The sequence below is a fragment of the Bacillus sp. AP8 genome (assembly GCF_000321185.1).
GTDB classification, from domain to species: Bacteria; Bacillota; Bacilli; order Bacillales; family DSM-1321; genus Bacillus_AD; species Bacillus_AD massilioanorexius.
Genome location: NZ_CAPG01000070.1, coordinates 62430 through 68429, shown reverse-complemented (window position 1 = coordinate 68429; position 6000 = coordinate 62430). Strand labels below are relative to the sequence as shown.

Sequence of the window (6000 nt, the reverse complement as noted above, 5' to 3'; positions counted from 1 at the left end):
GGCATTTCATTTTTCCGTATAAATTCGTTGCATCTGTTGCTTTATTGTTTATGTTAGCAGAATTGGCTGTGGAATTATTACAACCATTGCTAATGGCAAAAATTATTAATGATGGTGTTATGAAACAAGATTTTTACGTAGTGGCTACCTGGGGAAGTATTATGGTGCTTTTCTCTCTTTTGGCATTCGGTGCAGGTATTTTGAATACATATTTCGCGTCTCATGCAAGTCAATGTTTTGGATACGATATTAGAAAAAGTCTTTTTCGAAAAATTCAATCCTTTTCTTATTCACAATATTCCTTGTTTCCAACTGGCTCGCTCATGACCCGACTTACTAATGATGTTCAACAGCTTCAAAATACTGTGTTTATGATGCTACGAATAATGGCAAGAGCACCATTACTAATTATTGGTGGATTGCTGATGTCATTTATTGTTCATCCAAAGCTTGCCCTATTCCTAGCAGTAGTCGTTCCAATCTTATTTCTTTTTTTACTGTGGATTAAAAAAAGAGGGAGAAAGATGTTTAATGTAGTTCAAAATAAACTAGATCAAGTCAATAATGTGATGGGTGAAAATTTAGACGGCATGAAATTAATTCGAGCTTTTAGAAGAAGCGATTATGAAGTTAATCGTTTTAATCAAGCGAGTGATAAACTAAAAAAGCGTACAGCATCCGTATTACGATTAATGGAAGTTACGATGCCTACATTATTACTGCTGATGAATATTACGATTGTATGTATCCTTTGGTATGGACATCAAGAGCTTGTATTAGGAAGTGCGAATGTTGGTGAAATAGTAGCCATTGTTAATTATTCGACTAGAATTACATCATCCCTGTCCGTTTTTTCTTTTATAATAGTGGTATTTTCTCGTGCACAAGCGTCTGCACAAAGAATTAATGATGTGTTACAAACAACTAATCAAATGGAGGATTCTAAACATTCATTCTATGCGAAAATAAATGGTGAAGTGTCTTTTAATCACGTTGGATTTCATTATGAGGGTGTAGATACATGGGTTTTGAAGGATATTTCATTTACAGTAAAATCAGGGCAAACTGTAGCGATACTTGGAGGAACAGGCTCAGGGAAATCAACATTAATGAATTTAATTCCTAGATTATATGATACGAGTGAAGGAGCAATTTTTATCGATGGGGTTAACATCCGTGAATATAAACAGCAAGATCTCCGTAATCAAATCGGAATAGTATCACAAGAATCTATGTTGTTTACAGGGACTGTAAAGGACAATATTTTATGGGGGAAAAGAGATGCGACTGATGATGAAATTATAGCAGCTTGTAAAGATGCACAAATATATACATTTGTAGAAAGATTATCTGAAGGATTACATACTGTTATCGGTCAAAAGGGAGTTAATTTGTCAGGCGGTCAAAGACAAAGATTATCGATTGCAAGAGCGCTCATTCGCAAGCCTAGTATTCTATTATTCGATGATAGTACAAGTGCTTTAGATGTAAGAACCGAAAAACAATTGCTTAGGGCACTTAGAAACTATAAATCTACGAAAATTATTGTAACGCAAAAAATTAGCACAGCACGAAATGCAGACCTCATTCTACTTTTGGAAGATGGGAAAAAGGTGGCGGAAGGGACGCATGAACACTTGTCGAAGACCTCTATGCTTTATCAAGAAATTCTACAATCTCAGCTAGAAGAAAGGATGAATCAAAATGTTATGGAAACAACTAAGTGAGCCATTTCAATATGAAAAAATTCTTCATGCTGATGATTTGAAAAAAGCATCTTCGAAAAAGAAAGTAAGAGCTAATGATATGAAATTGACGATCAGAAAAATATGGAAACTACTCATCTTGAATAAAGGATTGCTATTTTTAGTCGTTTTACTGGTATTAATGAGTTCAGTGTTAGCGTTAGTTGGGCCATTATTGATAGGTAAAATAGTAGATGATTATATTGTAGCTAAAAAAATGAGTGGAATACTATCTGTTCTCTTTCTTTTAGTTTGTATATATGCCCTATACTCATTATCACTATGGCTTCAAAACTACTTAATGATTGGGATTGCCCAGAATACGGTCGTACAATTAAGAATGCGGTTATTTACTCATTTTCATAGATTGCCTATGTCTTTTTATGACAGGAGGCAACATGGCGAGTTGATGAGCCGTGTGACAAATGATATTGAAAATGTAAGCTCGACGTTAAATAGCTCTGTAATTCAAGTATTATCGAGTACGTTAACTATTATTGGAACCGTTTCTGTTATGTTTTATTTAAGTCCACTCTTATCTATTATTACTTTTTTAATTGTTCCTGTTATGTTTGTTGGAATGAACTGGATTACGAAAAGAACGAGCCAATTGTTTCAAAAGCAGCAAAAGAATTTAGGAGAATTGAATGGGTTGATTGAGGAAACTCTTTCAGGGCAAAGAATTGTAAAAGCATTTTCGCAAGAGGAGTATGTTAGTTCTTTGTTTTCGGAAAAAGCTAATAAACTAAAGGAGACAGGATTTTGGTCGCAGACCTATTCTGGAATGATTCCCAAAGTCATGAATCTGTTGAATAATGTAAGTTTTGCAATCATCGCAGGAATTGGAGGACTACTCGCTTTGAAGGGGTATGTCACAATTGGAACTATGGTGATTTTTGTAGAATTCGCAAGGCAATTTACAAGGCCTTTGAATGACTTAGCGAATCAGTTTAACACGGTCCTATCTGCAGTAGCTGGTGCGGAAAGAGTTTTCGAAATTTTAGATGTGAGAGAAGAAGCTTTTGATGAAAAAAATAAAAAAGAGTTACCGGCTATACAAGGAAATGTTTCATTTGACCACGTTTCTTTTTCGTATAGTGAGGAAGGATCAACCATTCATGATATTAGTTTCAATGTAAAAGCGGGAGAAACAGTAGCTTTTGTAGGACCAACAGGAGCAGGGAAGACAACCATAATAAACGTACTTTCACGATTTTATAATTATAATGAAGGTCAGATAAAAATTGATAACCAAGAGGTTAGACAATTTACAAGAGATAGTGTTAGACGACAAATGGCTTTTGTTTTACAAGAAAGCTTTCTATTTCAAGGAAGTATTATGGATAACATTCGCTATGGCTGCTTAGAAGCAAGTGATCATGAGGTAATCGAAGCTGCTAAAATCGCAAATGCTCATTCCTTCATTGAGAGATTACCACAGGGATACCAGACGATGTTACGAAATGGTTCTAGTGATTTGAGTCAAGGACAAAAACAATTACTAGCAATTGCGAGAGCGGTGCTAGCAGATCCAGCTATACTAATTTTAGATGAAGCAACAAGTAGTATTGATACAATAACCGAGGTTAGAATCCAACAGGCATTAAATCGGTTAATGAAGAATCGAACAAGTTTTGTCATTGCACATCGGCTAAATACAGTAAGAAATGCTGATCAAATTATCGTTTTACAAGAGGGAAGCGTTACAGAAATAGGTTCACATGGGGAATTAATGAAGAAAAAAGGATTCTACTATAATCTTGTGGAAGCAAGCTCAGATCAATTAAAAGAGGGTGCTACAAATTAATGTTAAGCACCCTCATATAAAATAAAACGATATAGTGTTCTTTTTAAAAATGGTTGTTAGTTGCAATTGCTAGACTAAACAACGTAAGCCCTACCTCTCAAACGTCCCCCACGGCTCCGAAGCCGCTCCGGTGTGAATAGAATAACTTACAACTAATAAGTTAAGGGACAACCTTATCAATGTAAAAACCTCCTGTAAAATTACGAATTATCAAATAAATGTTTAACTATATCATTTATTAAATTCCCTAATTTACGCTCGTTAAACCTTTAAAATATTTTCTGAAAAAAACAATAATATAGAATTCATATAATGTTTACATTATTAAAGGAATTTATGCATGGAAAATGTTAAGATGAAATTAACAAAAAAATTCCTTCGAATAGGGTAAAATATGTTTTTTTTTCGTGGGAATCATAAAAGTAAATCGGGTGGGTGAGATTCATGAATATCACGTCAATTATTGAAATGAGTCATTCTGAAGTTGAAAACATACTAGATGCATCCTTTATTTATGTGGATGAAATTGTATGTGAAAATGTTATTCAAACATGCGTAGATGGTTTTACATTGAATAACTCAAAAGAAAACTTAGAAACAGATGAAGGGATGGAAAGACTGTTTCTTATGTTAAAAGCAAGAAACATAATTCCAACAACTGTTAAAGAATTTTCATATGAGATTTCTTCATGTGAAAGAATTAAAGATTATAATGCAGATACTCAGGTAATACCTAAGCTTGCGATTCTTACTTTCACAGAATCTAAATGATAACACAAAAACGAATTACTTTGCAAGTAATCGTTTTTTTTTTTTTTTGAAATGTAAAAAATACAATGTCGTAATGGGTCCTAAAGGTATATCTATTTATTTAGAAGATCTATGACTTAATAAATGAATAATCCAACCAATTATAATACCTACTAACGCAGGTGTAATCCAACCGATTCCTAAATCATAGAAAGGTACCCAATTAATGAAGTTCATAAGTGAACCATTAAGAACTGTATTATTAAGTGTTTCTACAATACTATAAAGAGCGGTTAAAGTAATACCAATTACATAAACAAATTTACTTTGATCAAAAAAGCCTTCAATAAACGCTAATAGAATTAGTACGACTGCAATTGGATAAATCATTCCTAGTACTGGAACAGAGAATGTTAATATGGCATTGAGACCGAGATTTGCGATGATACCACTAAGAACTGTAAGAATAATTGCCCATTGTTTATAACTAAGTCTAGGGATCAAATTGGAAAAGTATTCGCTACATGAAATAACCAATCCGATGGAAACGCATAAGCATGCGATAGTAAATAGGACACCAAGTAAGATTGTTCCTGCATTACCGAATAATTGTGTCATGACTTGTGTAAGAACGTTTGCTCCATTTTCTACTTGACCAAACTCAGCTCCGCTTGAAGCACCTAAATAGCCTAAAACTCCGTATATTGCCGCTAATAAAATCCCGGCGCCTATACCTGCAATCATCATAGAAAAAGAGATACTACGTGTATCTGTAATACCTTGAGAGCGGACGGTATTTCCAACAACAATTCCAAATGCTAGAGCAGCTAGTAAATCCATTGTTAAATAGCCATCGAGAAAGCCTTTGAAGAAAGTACCATTTTGGTATACTTCTGTTGCTGTGGTTGTACCACCCATGGGGGTTATTAAACTTTTTATGAATATTATGGTAAATAAGAGCAATAAAGTCGGTGTTAAAATCTTTCCAAAACGGTCTACTAACTTGCTTGGCGACAAGCTTAACCAAAGAACTAATAAAAAGAATATAATTGAATAAATAATAAGAGAAATTGATAGTATTGAATTATTATTTGAAATAAAAGGTTTAATACCCATTTCAAAAGCTACTGTAGCACATCTTGGAATGGCCATTAATGGTCCGATTGAAATGTAGATAATAATAGGAAATAGAATAGAGAATACAGGTGATACACGTTTTCCCAGTGTATCTAAGCCTCCTATTTTTGCAATTGCTATTACTCCAAGGATGGGAAGTCCTACCGCTGATAAAATAAACCCAGCCATTGAAACGATCGTTTCACTTCCTGAAGCTCTTCCAAGAAATGCAGGGAAAATTAAATTTCCTGCCCCGAAAAACATGGAGAATAGCATAAAGCTAATAAATACTAGTTGTTTTTTTGATAGATGCTGCATATTTACAATCCCTTCTTACATAATGAAAAGGTATATAAATTATTCTTATATACCTTGTAGAGTTTATAATATAATATTAATTTTCCTAAATGTATAGTGAATTATACTATTTTTTAAAAAATTTTAAACTATTATAAATTTTAGTTGGAGACTAAAAATGACGTATAAAGTAATGTTAATAGTTTCATACAAGCTATTATTCTTAACAAATTTAAATTTTCTTGCTATTCTAAAAAATAATGTATTATTTAATTGATATATCAT

General features: G+C 33.3%; 4 protein-coding genes. 3 read left to right on the top strand and 1 reads right to left on the bottom strand.

The genetic code is table 11. The features are described from left to right. Positions 1–8 precede the first annotated feature (8 nt). The 3 genes from BN349_RS16875 (at position 9) to BN349_RS16865 (ending at position 4323) form a co-directional block, all read left to right on the top strand. Entirely contained in the window at positions 9–1727 is a 1719-nt protein-coding gene (locus BN349_RS16875; protein ID WP_026089357.1) for an ABC transporter ATP-binding protein, read from the top strand. Next, on the top strand, positions 1705–3552 hold the full coding sequence (locus tag BN349_RS16870) for an ABC transporter ATP-binding protein (protein WP_019243511.1): 1848 nt from the start codon (positions 1705–1707) through the stop codon (positions 3550–3552). Before BN349_RS16875 ends, BN349_RS16870 begins: the two co-directional genes overlap by 23 nt. Before the next feature lie 444 nt (positions 3553–3996). Continuing rightward, positions 3997–4323, top strand: coding sequence for a hypothetical protein (locus tag BN349_RS16865; protein ID WP_019243510.1), 327 nt, complete (start codon positions 3997–3999; stop codon positions 4321–4323). Positions 4324–4419: 96 nt separating this feature from the next. Here BN349_RS16865 and brnQ read toward each other — a convergent pair whose 3' ends face one another. Beyond that, positions 4420–5736 (bottom strand): branched-chain amino acid transport system II carrier protein, encoded by a 1317-nt coding sequence (brnQ, locus tag BN349_RS16860; protein WP_019243509.1) that lies wholly within the window; start codon positions 5734–5736, stop codon positions 4420–4422. Positions 5737–6000: the final 264 nt, after the last annotated feature.

What these genes read in the sequence shown, in the direction of transcription:
- BN349_RS16870 (WP_019243511.1), top strand. Translation starts at nt 1,705, where the DNA reads ATGTTATGGAAACAACTAAGTGAGCCATTTCAATATGAAAAAATTCTT.
- BN349_RS16865 (WP_019243510.1), top strand. Translation starts at nt 3,997, where the DNA reads ATGAATATCACGTCAATTATTGAAATGAGTCATTCTGAAGTTGAAAAC.
- brnQ (WP_019243509.1), bottom strand. Translation starts at nt 5,736, where the DNA reads ATGCAGCATCTATCAAAAAAACAACTAGTATTTATTAGCTTTATGCTA.